General features: G+C 74.9%; 9 protein-coding genes and 4 tRNA genes. 2 read left to right on the forward strand and 11 right to left on the reverse strand.

All coding sequences use genetic code 11. The features are described from left to right. Positions 1-81: 81 nt before the first annotated feature. From ACFV61_RS22575 to ACFV61_RS22585, 3 genes are all read right to left on the reverse strand, one after another. Positions 82-157, reverse strand: a tRNA-Arg gene (locus ACFV61_RS22575). Positions 158-188: 31 nt separating this feature from the next. Beyond that, positions 189-264, reverse strand: a tRNA-Arg gene (locus tag ACFV61_RS22580). A gap of 223 nt (positions 265-487) precedes the next feature. Then, positions 488-578 (reverse strand) — tRNA-Ser (locus ACFV61_RS22585). Between the two features lie 178 nt (positions 579-756). Here ACFV61_RS22585 and ACFV61_RS22590 point away from each other — a divergent pair. Next, positions 757-4,248, forward strand: a complete 3,492-nt coding sequence (locus tag ACFV61_RS22590; RefSeq protein WP_380493584.1) for a PAS domain-containing protein — start codon at positions 757-759, stop codon at positions 4,246-4,248. A 137-nt stretch (positions 4,249-4,385) separates the two neighbouring features. On the opposite strand, the gene ACFV61_RS22595 is transcribed toward ACFV61_RS22590, so the two are convergent. Both ACFV61_RS22595 and ACFV61_RS22600 read right to left on the reverse strand, forming a co-directional pair. Beyond that, positions 4,386-6,047 (reverse strand): long-chain fatty acid--CoA ligase, encoded by a 1,662-nt coding sequence (locus ACFV61_RS22595; protein WP_380493586.1) that lies wholly within the window; start codon positions 6,045-6,047, stop codon positions 4,386-4,388. A gap of 147 nt (positions 6,048-6,194) precedes the next feature. Then, positions 6,195-7,052: a glycoside hydrolase domain-containing protein gene (locus ACFV61_RS22600; RefSeq protein WP_380493588.1), complete on the reverse strand. Its 858-nt coding sequence runs from the start codon at positions 7,050-7,052 to the stop codon at positions 6,195-6,197. A gap of 152 nt (positions 7,053-7,204) precedes the next feature. Here ACFV61_RS22600 and ACFV61_RS22605 point away from each other — a divergent pair, with 152 nt between their 5' ends. Continuing rightward, positions 7,205-8,269, forward strand: a complete 1,065-nt coding sequence (locus ACFV61_RS22605; RefSeq protein WP_208869089.1) for a DMT family transporter — start codon at positions 7,205-7,207, stop codon at positions 8,267-8,269. A 52-nt stretch (positions 8,270-8,321) separates the two neighbouring features. Here ACFV61_RS22605 and ACFV61_RS22610 read toward each other — a convergent pair whose 3' ends face one another. From ACFV61_RS22610 to ACFV61_RS22635, 6 genes are all read right to left on the reverse strand, one after another. Further along, positions 8,322-9,107 (reverse strand): pyridoxal 5'-phosphate synthase, encoded by a 786-nt coding sequence (locus ACFV61_RS22610; protein ID WP_244293416.1) that lies wholly within the window; start codon positions 9,105-9,107, stop codon positions 8,322-8,324. A 669-nt stretch (positions 9,108-9,776) separates the two neighbouring features. Continuing rightward, positions 9,777-10,106 carry a hypothetical protein gene (locus ACFV61_RS22615; RefSeq protein ID WP_363370655.1) on the reverse strand — a complete coding sequence of 110 codons (330 nt, stop codon included), beginning with the start codon at positions 10,104-10,106 and terminating at the stop codon, positions 9,777-9,779. 424 nt (positions 10,107-10,530) lie between these two features. Further along, a complete protein-coding gene (locus tag ACFV61_RS22620) occupies positions 10,531-11,895 on the reverse strand; it encodes an FAD-binding oxidoreductase (protein ID WP_380378461.1) in 1,365 nt (454 codons plus the stop codon). A gap of 112 nt (positions 11,896-12,007) precedes the next feature. Next, complete coding sequence (locus tag ACFV61_RS22625; protein ID WP_380493590.1) at positions 12,008-12,835, reverse strand: MerR family transcriptional regulator; 828 nt, start codon at positions 12,833-12,835, stop codon at positions 12,008-12,010. A gap of 118 nt (positions 12,836-12,953) precedes the next feature. Next, positions 12,954-13,041: transfer RNA gene (locus tag ACFV61_RS22630), tRNA-Ser, on the reverse strand. 63 nt (positions 13,042-13,104) lie between these two features. After that, a partial coding sequence (locus ACFV61_RS22635; RefSeq protein WP_380493592.1) for a S1C family serine protease occupies positions 13,105-14,346 on the reverse strand: 1,242 nt, incomplete at its 5' end.

Raw genomic sequence — 14,346 nt, forward strand, 5'->3', positions numbered from 1 at the left:
CTCCCCGCCGCCCCCCCCCGCCCGCGCGCGCGGGCCCCCCCCCGGGACCCCCCCCGGGGGGGGGGGCGGGGGGCTTCTCGCTGGTGCGCTCAGCAGGATTCGAACCTGCAACCTCTTGATCCGTAGTCAAGTGCTCTATCCGTTGAGCTATGAGCGCAAGGAACGGGCGAACCCGATCTTGCGGAGATTGGTGCGCTCAGCAGGATTCGAACCTGCAACCTCTTGATCCGTAGTCAAGTGCTCTATCCGTTGAGCTATGAGCGCTCGCCCTGATGAACAGTGCCAGCGGGGCGTTGCGGGGACAACATTACATGACCTGCGACGCGGGACGAAATCGATTGCTCCCTGCCCCCGGGCCGACCCCCTGGAGGCCGCTCGGACCCCCGGCGGCCCCGGCCTGCGGAGCAGGTCGGCGGGGCGGGTCCGGAACCGCCCCGGAGATGCCGAAAGCCCCGCCGACAAGATCGTCGACGGGGCTTTCCGGCTGCGGAGGCTGAGGGATTTGAACCCTCGATCAGGAATAACCCCGAAACCGCATTAGCAGTGCGGCGCCATAGACCGGACTAGGCGAAGCCTCCTCCACAGGGACCACGTCCGCGTGAGCGGACCCGTTCCGTGTGCCTGAGATGATGCCACAACCGTGGGGTTCGGCACCAACCACCGCCCACGTTACTAGGCGGGTCGACCCCGCCGCAAAGAAGAATGAGATACTGCCGTCTCCGGAGGAGCTGCCCTGAGCCGAGGAGACCTGTCGACGTGAGCAGCAGGCCGATCCGAGGCGCTGCTCGCCTCGCCGCCATACTCGACGCCCTGCCCGACGCGTTGTTGCTGGTGAACAGCAACGGCACCGTCGTGGACGCCAACAGCGCGGCAGTCCACGCGCTCCAGACGCCCGGCACCTCGCTGGTCGGCATGGGCGTGCTGGACCTCCTGCCCGAGTTCGACCCCAGCCGGATCCCCGGCTCGATGCGCCCGGCCGCCCGCGACGGCGACGAGCCCGACCGCCCGGTCCGGATGACCGCCCGGCGCACCGACGGCACCAGCTTCCCGGTCGAGGTCTCCGGCAACGACTTCCCCGACGACGGCACCGGCGAGGGCCGCGGCTACGGGCTCACCTCGTACGACCCGTACCGCGAGCGGTCCCGCCCGTCCTCCGCGAGCGACCTGCTCCTGCTGCTGGTCCGCGACCTCTCCAGCCGGCTCGGCGTCGAGGCCGAGCTGCGCCGCCAGCACAAGCAGACCGAGATGATCCTGCGCGCCGCCGCCGAGGGCGTGCTCGGCGTCGACCTCGAAGGCCGCTGCGTGCTGGTCAACCCGGCCGCCGCGCACATCCTGGAGTACCGGGCGAGCGAGCTGGGCGGGCGCGAACTGCACCCGCTGATCCAGCACTCCCGGGCCGACGGCACCCCGCTGGCGCTGGAGGAGTCCGCGCTGCTGGACACCCTGACCTCCGGGCGCAAGCACCGGGTGCGCGGCACCGTGCTGTGGCGCAAGGACGGCCGCCCGGTCACCGTCGACCTCACCACCGCGCCGGTGCGGGACGGCGACCAGCTGGTCGGCGCGGTGATGACCTTCACCGACCGCAGCCGCGAACTCGCCCTGGTCGCCCGCAACGAACACCTCACCGCCGTCCTGGAGAGCGAACTCGGCGGCGCGCTGTCCGCGCTGAACGAGCGGCTGGACGCGCTCGCCGCCGACCCGGCCGGGCAGCTGTGGCCGGAGGCCAACTGGACGCTGCGCCGGCTCGCCGACGAGTGCCGCCGGTTCAGCCGGCTGATCGACGGCGTGCTCGCGCACCAGCGCTCCGAGGCCGGCGAGACCGGCGAGACCGCCCCGGCGGACGGCCCGGACGCGAAGGACGGCAAGGACAACAAGGACGGCAAGGACCGCCGCAAGCCGACCGAGCGGCGGGTGCCCGTCGCCCTGGACAAGGTGGTCCGCCGGGCCGTCGAGGCGGCCGGCGAGCTGGTCGGCCCGGGCCGGGTGCGGTTCTCGGTGCACGCCGCCGCCGTCGAGGTGATCGCCGACGAACGCCGGCTCGCCCAGGCGCTGGCCCACCTGGTCGCCGACGTCAGCGGCATCGGCCTCGCCCTGGACGCCCCGACCGCCCCCTCCCCCGGCCTGGCCGCCCCCGGCACGCCCGCCGCGCTGCCCTCCGGCGGCGAGCCGCCGACCGTCGTCCTGGCCGCCGCCCAGCGCGGCGAGGTCGCCCGGGTCGAGATCCGCGGGCCCGGCCTCGGCGGCAGCCCCGTCCACCTGCCGATAGCCCGCGCGGTGGTCGAGCGCCACGGTGGCGTGCTCCAGCCGCACGAGCTGCCCGGCAAGGCCGGCACCACGTACGTCGTCGAGCTGCCGTTGGACCCGGCCGCCGCGAAGGCCGCCGCCGAGCGCGCGGCCGCCGAGGGCCGCCGCTCCGACCGGCCCAAGGAGGGCGACAGCGCCGTCCTGCCCGACCTGCCGGGCATCCCGCAGCTGCCCAGCAGCGGCGAGGACGCCGAGCCGGTCGCCGACGGCGGCGAGCAGCCCGACCGCGAGACCCCGGCCGCGGCGGCGGAGCAGCCCGCCGAGGAACCCGCCGCCGAGCGGCGCGGCCGCCGTGGCCGCCCCGCCGCCGAGGAACCCGCGCCCCCGGCCCGGACCGCCCCCGACGCCCCCGCCGACCAGTGGCCGAACGCCCCCGCCCGGATCGAGCGGGCCGTCCCCGAACAGTGGAACGGCACCGGCAACGACCCCGCGTACGGCCGCCAGGGCCTGGCCGGTCCGGACGGCGCGCAGCGCGACCCCTGGGGCAAGGACGACGGCCGCTCCGGCCCGGCCTACGCCGTCCCCGTCGAGGGCGAGCGCCCGCAGCAGCACCGGACCGGCGGGCGTGAACCGCTCGCGCTCGGCCCCGGCACCGGTGCCGCCCCCGCCGACGGCACCCCGGCGGGCGGCACGCCCACCGCGGAAGGCGCCCCGGCCGCCGACGGCGCCGAGACCAAGCCCCGTCGGCGCCGCGCCCTGCCCCCCACCGAGGACTCCTCCGGCGGCTTCGCCCTCCCCGGCGCCCCCGACACCCCGGTGTACCCCGGCCTGGAGCACGCCCTGCCGGCCGGCCCGGCACCCGCGCAGCCCGAGCCCGCCGCCGCGCCGACCGGCCGCCGTCGCCGGCTGGCCGTGCCGCCCGGCCCCGGCCAGGAGGCCCCGACCGCGCCGTCCGACCAGACCCCGCAGGAGGACCGGCCCGCGCCCGGCGGCCCCGCCGCGCTGCCGCCCGCCCGCCCGGCGCTGCCCGCCGCCGAGGACCCGTCCGGCCCGCGCCCGGTCGGCACCGGCCTCGCCGAACTCGCGCCGCCGCGCCCGCTGGGCGGTTCGCCGACGTCCGCCGCCGGACCGCAGCCGCCCGTCCCGGCCGAGGCCAGGACCGCCCCGCGCCCGATGGCCGAACTGCCCGCCGCCGCCGGCGACCGGACCGACGAGCAGCCGCCGACCATGGCCAGCCCGAACGGCTCGAACGGCTCGAACGGGGAGGGCGGCAGCGCCCGTCGGCTGCTGGTCTGGCCCGAGCCCGATCCGGCCACCCGGCAGGCGCTCCAGGAACGCGGCTACCGCCCGGTGATCGTCCGCTCCCGCGAGGAGGTGGACGCCCAGGTCGCCGGCTTCCCCGCGGCGCTCTTCGTCGACCCGCTGACCAGCCCGATCACCCGCACCGCGCTGCAGTCGCTGCGCACCGCCGCGCTCAACAGCCGCGTCCCCGTGCTGGTCACCGCCGGTCTCGGCCAGGCCACCCGGGACGCCGCGTACGGCGCCGACCCGGCCGTGCTGCTGCGCGCCCTCGCGCCGCGCGACGGCGAGCACCACGCCCCGCGCGTCCTGCTGGTCGAGGGCGACCCGGACATCGCCGCCGCCATGATCAGCAGCCTGGAGCGGCGCGGCATGCACGTCGAGCACGCGGTGGACGAGAACGACGCCGTCGCCCGGGCCAGCAGCGTGCAGCCCAACCTGGTGGTGATGGACCTGCTCCAGATCCGCCGCCGCCGGGTCGGCCTGCTGGACTGGCTGCGCGCCAACGACCGGCTGCACCGCACCCCGCTGGTGGTCTACACCTCGGTGGACCTCGACCCGCGCGAACTGCCCCGGCTGCGCACCGGCGAGACGGTGCTGTTCCTCGCCGAGCGCTCGACCAGCGCCGACGTCCAGTCCCGGATCGTCGACCTGCTCGGGCGGATCGGCGCGATGGGCGAGGCGGGCGTCGCCGCGGCGGGCTGACCGCGCCCTGACGCCGAAGGTCCGGCGAGATCCGCCAGGCACGCGCCGAAGGTCCGGCGAGATCCACCAGGCACGCGCCGAGGGCCGGCCACCCCGCTGGAACGGGGGTGGCCGGCCCTCGGCGGTCGGGCGGGCGGCTACTCCTTGCCGAGCACCGTCACGTCCAGTTCGTCCGCCGCGTAGCTGGCGCGGATCACCTTCTTGTCGAACTTGCCGACCGAGGTCTTCGGCACCGACTCGACGATCGACCAGCGCTCCGGCAGCTGCCAGGAGGCGATCCGCCCGGCCAGGAAGGCCCGCAGCTCGCTCAGCCCGGCCGTGGCACCCGGGCGCAGCACGACCGTGGCCAGCGGGCGCTCGCCCCACTTCTCGTCCGGGACGGCGACCACGGCGGCCTCGGCCACCTCGGGGTGGGCCATCAACTGGTTCTCCAGTTCGACCGAGGAGATCCACTCGCCGCCGGACTTGATCACGTCCTTGGCCCGGTCGGTGAGGGTCAGGTAGCCGTCGGCGGTGATGGTGCCGACGTCGCCGGTGCGCAGCCAGCCGTCCTCGGAGAACTTGTCGTCCGGCCGGACCGGGTCCTGCCCGGCACCGCCGTAGTAGGCCCCGGCGATCCACGGGCCGCGCACCTCCAGCTCGCCCGCCGCGACGCCGTCGTGCGGCATCCGCTCACCGGACGGGCCGACCAGCCGGGCCTCGACGGAGGCCGGGAAGATGCCCTGGGTGACCCGGTAGGGCCACTCCTCCTCCGGGGTGAGGCCGCCGGGCGGCTGGGCGAAGGAGCCGAGCGGCGAGGTCTCGGTCATGCCCCAGGCGTGCAGCACGCGGATTCCGTGGCGCTCCTCGAAGCCCTTCATCAGCGAGGGCGGGCAGGCGCTGCCGCCGATGACCACCATGCGCAGGCTGGAGGTGTCGTAGTCGCCCGCGTCGAGCTCGTCCAGCAGGCCGCTCCAGATGGTCGGGACGGCGGCGCCGACGGTGGGCCGGACGGCGGCGATCATCTCGGCCATCGGCTTGGGCTGGAGGAAACGATCCGGCATGAGCAGGTTGGCGCCGGACATGAAGGCGGCGTGCGGGATGCCCCAGGCGTTCACGTGGAACATCGGGACCACCGGCAGCGCGGTGTCGCGCGGGGTGAAGGCGAAGTTGTCGCCGGTGTTGACCTGGAGGCAGTGCAGGTACACCGAGCGGTGGCTGTAGAGCACGCCCTTCGGGTCCCCGGTGGTGCCGGAGGTGTAGCAGAGCACGGCGGCCTCGCGCTCGTCGAGGTCGCTGCGCCACGGGTAGGCGGTGGGCCGGTCGGCGATCAGCTCCTCGTAGTCGTGCACGGTGCCCGGGAAGCCGGCCAGCAGCGAGCGGTCGGCGGGGCCGTTCACCACGATGTGCCGGAGCGTCGGGGCGAGGTCCGGCAGGACGGCGGCGAGCAGCGGGAGCACGCTGCCGTCCACGATCACCGCGTGGTCGGCGGCGTGGTTGACGATGAACGACAGCTGGTGGGCGGGCAGCCGCAGGTTGAGCGTGTGCAGCACGGACCCCATGGCGGGGACGGCGAGGTACGCCTCCAGGTGGACCGAGTTGTTCCACATCAGGGTTGCGACCCGGTCGTCCCCGGTCACCCCCAGTTCGTCGCGGAGCGCGTGGGCGAGCTGCGCGGCCCGCGCCCCCACCTCGGCGTACGTCCGCACGACCGGCCCGGTGCCGTCCCAGGTGGTGACGGTGGACCGGCCGTGGATGGTGGACCCGTGCTCCAGAATCCGGGCGACGGTGAGCGGGACGTCCTGCATCGTGCTGAACACGGGTCCTCCTTGACCTGGCGGCACTGGCGGCTGCGCCTGCGGCACCTACCGGGCGGTAATGCGCGCGGACGTGCCCGATTGTGCCGCCCCGCCCCACCCGCTGTCAGTATCCCGGCCCCGTTGCCCGGATCACGGATCGGCGACGCGTCAGCCGGCGGTCGGGCCGTCGACGTGGTTGCGGTCGATCGTGAGGGCGGCGCCGCCGTAGGTCTCCTCGACGTTGCCGCGGTACTGGTGGACGCGCTGGTGGTCGCCCCAGAGGCCGGAGCCGAGGGCGCCGGAATCGGAGGTGTCGGCCCGGTCGTCCCAGCGGGCGTACCAGAGGGCGTCGGGCAGCGGGAAGCTGCCGGCCCGGGCGGCGGCGGCCAGGTCGGCGATGCCGGAGTCGAGGCTGGAGTAGAAGCCGGAGCGGTAGCCGGCGGCGTGCAGGGCCTGGGTCCAGCCGACGGCGAAGTCGACCACGGCCTGGCCGCAGGCGGGGTCGTGCATCGGGTAGGCCTCGATGTCGAGGTAGACCGGGCCGCCCTTGCCGAATCCGAGCGAGCCCATCGCGTGGACGGCTTCGGTGGCCTCGTCCCGGCCCTGCTCGACCGCGTGGGCGGGGTCGATCCGGCGCGGCTTGCGGGCGAGTTCGCTGCACGGCGCCTGGAGCCCGACGTGGGCCGGCAGGAAGCGCCAGCCCAGTGCGCGGGCCTGGCGCACCCACTCGGCGGTGAGCCGGGGCTGGCCGCAGCCGCGCTGGGCGCCGCTGACGTAGATGCCGAGCGCGCCGTACGGGGAGACCCCGTGCCAGGCCCGCAGGGTGTCGAGGGGCGGCGCGGTGCAGGCGTCGAAGGCGGGGCCGGTGAAGTCGTCGTGGATCCTGGGCGGGCCGAACCGGTCGGGCAGGGTGAGGGCCCGGATGCGGGGGAGGGCGGCGGCCCCGGCGCTCACGCCCGTCCCGTCGGTGGCCAGCAGGAGCACGAGGGAGGCGGCGAGCAGGGCCGCGGGGCGGAGATAGCGCACCCGCCCTTGCTACTGACGGACCATCGGACGAATGCGGCAACCACGCCGGGCGCACCGGGCGAGCCCACCCTTTCGGCCGCACCCGTCCACATCCGTCCCGATAGTTGTAACGAGCTTGCCCGTTCATCACTCCTTACGGCAAACTCGCCCATATGCCCAGCTCCCATCCCAGCGAAACCACCGCCCCGATGCCGGCTGCCGCCGTCGCCGAGGCGCTTGCCATGCCGCCCGCCCCCCAGGGCGAGCCCGCCGGCGAGCGGGGCAGCTGGCGACGAGGCGGGACACCCGGCTCCACGGCACCGCCCGACGCGCCCCCCGGCCGGCCCACCGGCCGACTCCCGAAGGTCCTGCGGCGCCCGGAGAGGATCCCGGCGCCGCTTCTCTGTCTGACCGCGATGTTCCTGGTGCAGACCGGGATCGCCCTGTCCAAGCCGCTGTTCGGCCCGCTCGGGGTCAGCGGCACCACCTTCCTGCGGCTGGGCTTCGCGGCGGTCATCCTGCTCGCCGTCACCCGGCCCCGGCTGCGCGACAAGCGCCCGCGCGACCTCGCCGCGGCGGCCCTGCTGGGCGTGGCCTCGGCCGGGATGACCTTCCTGTTCGCCGGGGCGATCGACCGGCTGCCGATGGGCACCGCCGCGACCATCGAGTTCCTCGGCCCGCTCGCGGTCGCCCTGGTCTTCGCCCGGCGCGCCAGCCACCTGCTCTGGGCGCTGCTCGCCGCCGGCGGCGTCGTCCTGCTGACCCTGCTCGGCGAGGGCGGCGACGGGGGCGGGCTCGACCCGGTCGGCCTGCTCTACGCCTTCGGGGCCGCCGCCTGCTACGCCGCGTACATCCTGTTCACCGACAAGGTCGGCGCCGCCTTCCAGGGCTTCCAGGGCCTGGCGGTGTCGATGACGGTCGGCGCGCTCGCCCTGGCGCCGTTCGGGCTCGGCCAGGCCTGGGACGGGCTGACCGCGCCCGGCGCCTCGCCGCTGGGACTGCTGGCCGCGGTGGCCGGGGTGTCGCTGCTGCTGCCGGTGATCCCGTACGCACTGGAGATGACCGCGCTGCGGCGGATGCCGCAGCGGGTGTTCAGCGTGCTGGTCAGTCTGGAGCCGGCGGTCAGCGCGCTGGTCGGCCTGGTGGTGCTCGGCCAGCTGCTGGGCGTGCCGCAGCTGGCCGGGATCGGCTGTGTGGTGGCGGCCAGCGTGGGAGCCACGCTGACCGGGCGGCGGTAGGGCCGCACGACGGCGGGGCCCGGCCAGGCCGGGCCCTTGGGCCGTCAGACCGCTACGGCCACAGCAGGGTGCGCGACCACTCCGGGGTCCGGACCGGGCCGGTGCGGGTGTAGCGCAGCCGGACGTGCCGGCGCTGCGCGTCGCCCTGCCAGTACTCCACCTCGTGCGCCCACAGGGTGTAGACCGCGTGCCCGGCCGCGACCGCGTCCGGAGTGGCCTCCAACCGGCGGCGGGCGACGGCGACGGCCTCGTCGTACTCGGCGAGCGAGGCCATCGGCTCGCTCTGCCGCCCGACCAGCGCGCCGACCCGGGCATCCGGGGAGCGGGTGGCGAACTCGGCGGCGGCGACCAGGTCGGCGGCCCGCTCGACGGTGCCGCGGACCCGCACCTGGCGGCCCAGCTGGGGCCAGTAGACGGTCAGCGCGGCGGCCGGGTGGTCGGCCAGCTGGCGGCCCTTGGGGCTGTCGGCGGCGGCGGAGAAGACCCAGCCGGTGCCGGACGCGTCGACGTCGCGCAGCACCAGCACCCGGGCGTCCGGCAGGCCGTCCGCGTCGACCGTGGAGAGGGTGACCACCTGCGGGTCCGGCACGCCGGCGGCCAGCGCGGTGGCGAGCCAGTCCACGAACAGCGGGCCGGGCTCGGCGGGCGCGGCCTCGGCGTCGAAGGTCGGCAGCGGGCGGGCCATCGGCGGGCGGCCGAGCAGCAGCTCGGGCACGGACTTCGGCTCGGGCCGGTGCTCGGCCGGCTCCCGGCGGGCGTCCGGCCCGGGTCGCGGATCCGGCTCCGGTGCAGGCCAGGCCTCGCCCGGGCCGGTCAGGCCCTCCTCCTCCGCCGCCATCGCGCGCCCTCTCTTCCGGTTGCCGCGGTCGCCGCCCCGGCCGGGCCGTGGTTCCCGGGCCCGGGCACGTGGTGCGCTGTCGGAGCGCAACCGTACCGCCGAGCACCGACGGCTCCGGGCGCGGGCCCTCGCTGGACGCGTTCGGGGCGTCCGGGCGGGCCTCGGCGGGCGGTCCCGAGCGGTGCCGGCGGTGTCGGGCAGCCGGCGATGTCGGCGGTGCCGGACAGCTGGCGGCGCCTGGCAGCCGGCGACGAGCGGGCCCGTGCGGTTCGCGCCCGGCTCCGGACGCACTCGTGGGGGGGGGCGCGTGGGGGGCCCCCCCCCAGGGCCGGGCCGCGCCCGGGCGCGACCCCCGCCGCCCCCCCCCCCCCCCCCCCCCGCCCGGGCGGGGGGGGGGGGGCGCGCGGGGGGCGGGGGGAGGGGGGGGGGGTGGGTGGGCGGGGCGGGGGGGCGGGGGGGCGCGGCGGGGGGCGGGGCGGGCCCCCCCCCCCCCCCCCCCCCCGAGGCCGGCTTCACGGCGACCCTTTCCGCTGGCCGGTCATGCGCTGTTCTGATCCGCGCCCGGGCGGGAATTCCGCCCGGAGACTGGTTCGAGCCCCTCCGCGAGCGCTCAGCTCACCCGCGGCCGCCCACCTCCGGCGCCCCCGCCGTCGGTGGTGCCCGATCGGATCAGTGGAAGATCGGGGCGAACACGACGTTGATGTTCTTGTTGGACTGCCCGGCCAGGATGGTGCCCGCGTTGTCCTTCACCGCGAGGGTGTTGTTCTGGTTCGAGGCGCCGGCGCCGGTGGCGGTCTGCTGGGTGGAGATGTAGTTGCCGTCGACCCCGCCGAAGACGTTGCCCGTGCCGACGTTGGACACCACGCCGGCGTTGGAACCGGCGGCGGCGCCCGCACCGTTGTCGGCGGCCGCAGCGCCGGCGCCGGCCAGCAGCAGGCCGGCCGCGAGCGGGGCGGCGAGCAGGAGTCCGGCCACCCGGCGGGTGTGGATGCGAGCCATGAGAGCCTCCAAGAAGCTGTAAATCGTGCAATTGTCGAGCAAGGGGTGCGGGAGTTCGCCGGCCAGACGAACACCTGCTGGCTGCGACGCCGAGAGACAGACTTCCGCAACAAATCGACAAAGCACTAGTCGGCGGGGCAGTTTTCGCCCGTTAGCGTGATATCCACCCGGGCTGCGCATAACGGACCGAAAATCGGACAGTGCGCCGACATACCTCTCTGAGCTGGCACTTTGCCCGAACGGCGACCTCTCGGAGGACCCTCCAGGCAGGGCGCTTCGCCATCACGCGAACCACCAGGCGCACCACCCCGGCGCAGGAAAATCAGGAAACGCGCCCCCAAAAAGTTCGACTACCCTCCCATGTCGACTTTTCCAGCCATTCCCAGACCATCGGAAAGTCGTACTGGAATAGGGGGAAATACCATCAGACCATCTTGCCCGGGTTCATGATTCCCAGTGGATCGAAGACCGCCTTCAGCTGTCGCTGGAGGTCCAGCGCGACCGGCCCCAGCTCGCGCGCCAGCCAGTCCCGCTTGAGCAGCCCCACCCCGTGCTCCCCGGTGATCGTGCCGCCCAGCTCCAGCCCCAGCGCCATGATCTCGTCGAAGGAGCGCTGCGCCCGCGCAGCCTGCTCCTCGTCCGAGCCGTCGAAGATCACGATCGGGTGGGTGTTGCCGTCCCCGGCATGGCTGACCACCCCGATGGTCAGCGCGTGCCGCTCGGCGATCGCCGCCACACCGTTCAGCATCTCGGCCAGCCGGGAGCGCGGCACCGCCACGTCGTCGATCATCGTGGTGCCCAACCGGTCCAGCGCGGGCAGCGCCAGTCGCCGGGCCTCCAGCAGCAGCTGCGATTCCGCCTCGTCCTCGGCCGGCACCACCTCGGTCGCCCCGGCCTCCCGGCAGAGCTCCGCCACCCGCACCAGCCCGGCCTCCCGGTCCGGCCCGTCGAAGGCCACCAGCAGCAGCGCCCGGGTCGTCTCCGGCAGCCCCATCCGCCCCAGGTCGTTGACCGCCCGCACGCTGACCGCGTCCATCAGCTCCATCAGCGACGGGGTCAGGCCGCGCGCCATCACCTCGCAGACGGCCGCGCCCGCCGCGTCCGCGCTCGGGAACTCCGCCGCCAGCGCCAGCTGCGGCGCCGGCGCGGGCCGCAGCGCGAGCACCGCCCGGACCACCACGCCCAGCGTGCCCTCCGAGCCGACCAGCAGCCGGGTCAGGTCGTACCCGGCCACGCCCTTGGCCGTCCGGCGCCCGGTGGACAGCAGCCGCCCGTCCGCCAGCACCACGTCCAGGCCGAGCACGTACTCGCTGGTGACGCCGTACTTCACGCAGCAGAGCCCGCCCGCGCCGGTGCCGATGTTGCCGCCGATCGTGCAGGACTCCCAGCTGGACGGGTCCGGCGGGTACGAAAGCCCCAACTCCTCGGCTGCTCGCGACAGTTCGGCGTTCACCACGCCGGGTTCGACCACCGCGATCCGGTTCACCGGGTCGAGCTCCAGGATCCGGTTCAACTTCACCATCGACAGCACGATGCAGCCGTCCACGGCGTTCGCCGCCCCCGACAGCCCGGTCCGCGCCCCCTGCGGCACCACCGGCACCCGCAGCGCGGTGGCGGTGCGCAGCACGTGCTGCACCTGCTCGACCGTCTCCGGGAACACCACCACGGCGGGCGCACCGGCGGCGCAGAAGCCGGCCATGTCATGGCGGTAGGCGGCGGTCACGTCCGGATCCACCACCACGGCCCCGGCCGGAAGGCCCTGCGCCAGTCGGTCCGTCAGGTCACCCATCGCCGCCTCCACTCGCCGCCCGCCGCCTCCACCGCACTCTGCCCGCCCGCCGGAGGCCCGGCAAGTGGGCCCCGGCGGGATCTGCGGGGCACGGGCCTCGGCCGGGCAGGGCCTACCGGCGGACCACCGGCTCCTGGAACTCCGTGACCCACCGCGCCGGGTCGTCCGGGCACTCCAGGTAGAGCTCCCGGGCGTAGCCGGCCGAGCGGTAGCCGTTCGCGTCGATGAAGCGGGCCAGCTCCTGGAAGCTCCCCATCGCCTCGTCCATCGAGCCGCGGTGCACGACCGTCGCCGCCTCCTCGATCGGCGGCAGGTCGAGCACCGCGAAGCCGTACCGGCCCGGCTCCACCGCCGGCCCGACCGGGACGGCCACCCGGATCAGCACCGTGCCCTCGCCCTCCGGCACGTCCTCGTACCGGGCGACGGACGGGCCCGCCCCGGCGATCCCGGCCTCGGCCAGCCGCCGGCACAGCTCCGCGAACAGCGGGCCGATCACCGGTCCGATGTCCTCCGGCTCGTAACTCGCGGCCACCGCGGTCAGTTCGGCCACCCGGACGGACGGCACCCGCTTCAGCACGACGTCGTGTGCGGACATGGTCCCCTCGCTCTCGATCGTCCGGAGCCTCGCCTCCACCCTGGTCAGCCGCTGCTCGTCCGCGGCGATCGCCTCGGCGAGTTGGGCCCGGCGCAGCCGCAGCATCCCGCGCAGTTCGGCCGCGTCCACCTGCTCGTCCAGGACGGCCCGCACCTGCTGCAGCGTGAAGCCGAGCTCCTTGAGCGCGATCACCCGGTTGAGCCGGGCGAGTTGGGACGCCTCGTAGGACCGGTACCCGCTGACCGGGTCCACCCTGGCGGGCCGCAGCAGCCCGATCGCGTCGTAGTGGCGCAGCATCCGCACCGACACCCGGCCGTGGCTGGCGAAGTCTCCGATGTTCAACATGGTGCCCCCACTCCACCCCCTGCCACCGTGTCAGGGTCAACCCCCGCCGGCCGCAAACGCGAAAGGCGGGTGCCGAGTGATCTCGGCACCCGCCCTGAGCAGGTGGTTCTCCAACCAGCGGAGAGCGTGGGATTCGAACCCACGGTACGGGGTCACCGCACGACAGTTTTCAAGACTGTTCCCTTAGGCCGCTCGGGCAGCTCTCCAGGCGGAGGTCAGCCTAACGGGTCCGGCGGGGTTCGGTGCACACCGTTTCGTGCGGGTGGGGGTCAGCTGTCGCCGTCCCGCTGGCCGAGGGTGACCTTGGTGTTGAACTGCTGGCCGTTGCGGGTGTACTCGACGTCGACGGTCTCGCCGGGCTTGTGCGTCCAGATCCGGCTGACCAGGGCGGGGCCGTTGTCGATCGGGACTCCGCCGAGCTTGGTGATGACGTCGCCCGGCTTGAGACCGGCCTTGTCGGCGGCGCCTCCGGGGGTGACGGCCGGCTGGCCCTGGATGTCGCGGGTCTGGATCTGCGCGCCGTCGCCCTTGTAGTCGTCGTTGCGCAGCACGTCGAGCTTGGCGTAGACCGGCTTGCCGGTCTTGATCAGGGTGTCGGCGACCCACTTGGCCTGGTTGATCGGGATGGCGAAGCCGAGGCCGATGCTGCCGGCCCGGCCGTTGGCGGAGGCGTTGGACTGGATCGCCGAGTTGATGCCGATCACCGAGCCGCTGGAGTCGAGCAGCGGGCCGCCGGAGTTGCCGGGGTTGATCGAGGCGTCGGTCTGCAGGGCGTTCATGTAGGAGGACTGGCCGCCGGTCTCGTCGCCGGAGGCGACCGGGCGGTCCTTGGCGCTGACGATGCCGCTGGTGACGGTGGACTCCAGGCCGTACGGCGCACCGATCGCGACGGTGGCGTCACCGACGTTGACCTTGTCGGAGTCGGCCAGCGGAAGCGGGGCCAGCTTGCTCTTCGGCGGGTTGTCGATCTTGACCACGGCGACGTCGTAGCCCTCGGCGTGGCCCAGCACGGACGCGTTGTAGGACGTGCCGTCGGCGAACTTGACGGTCAGTTTGCCGCCGTTGAGGGTCGGCGCGACCACGTGGTTGTTGGTGAGGATGTGGCCCTCGGTGTCGAAGACGAAGCCGGTGCCGGTGCCCGACTCGCCGTTGCCCTGCGCCTTGATGGTGACGACGCTGGGCAGCGCCTTCTGCGCGATGCCGGCGATCGAGCCGGGGGCGGGCTCGTTCTTCTGGGTGTTGCTGGCCTGGACGGTGGTGCTGCGGTGGTCGTCGGCGCTGTTGGTGCGGTCGTTGCGGTCCGCGACGGTCACGCCGAGCGCCCCGCCGGCCACGCCGGCGACCAGCGCGACGGCTGCGATCAGGGCGACCAGGCCGCCGCGCTTCTTGCGCGGGCCGCCGGGGCCGCCGGGGTAGTCGGCCGGGTAGCCGAGCGGTCCGGCCGGGCCGCCCGGGTAGCCCGCGCCGCCCCCGGCGGCGTGGGGGGGGGGCGCCCGCGCACGCGGGCGGCG

It is taken from the genome of Kitasatospora sp. NPDC059817, from assembly GCF_042731835.1.
GTDB lineage: Bacteria > Actinomycetota > Actinomycetes > Streptomycetales > Streptomycetaceae > Kitasatospora.